Annotated in this window: 1 protein-coding gene; it reads left to right on the top strand. The window is 44.8% G+C overall.

The window, feature by feature from the left end; genetic code table 11:
• A partial coding sequence (locus DRW42_RS28980; RefSeq protein ID WP_158544425.1) for a hypothetical protein occupies positions 1-319 on the top strand: 319 nt, incomplete at both ends.

Here is a 319-nt window from a genome sequence, read left to right as displayed (position 1 = left end):
ACTCCGGCAGGTACTTATTCTGTAGTTTATCAGATAGAAGATAAATTAAATCCAGGTTTAACCACACAGGCTACCGTTACCGTAGTGGTAGATGCCCCAGTAATGGTGGCCAATAGCGATGCTGGTTCGGCAAATGGATTTACTGGAGGTGTGGCTGTACCAAATGTACTTTCAAACGATTCGTACAATGGTTCGCCGGCTACCTTAACCAACGTTAATTTAAGCCAGTTATCAACCACTGATCCTAATGTAACCCTCGATCCGGCTACAGGCGCAGTAAATGTTGCTCCGAATACAAAAGCGGGTACCTATACTGTAG

The sequence above is a fragment of the Pedobacter miscanthi genome, from assembly GCF_003315595.1.
GTDB lineage: Bacteria > Bacteroidota > Bacteroidia > Sphingobacteriales > Sphingobacteriaceae > Pedobacter > Pedobacter miscanthi.
The sequence above is the reverse complement of the archived record's forward strand: the minus strand, read 5'-3'. Positions and strand labels throughout refer to the sequence as shown.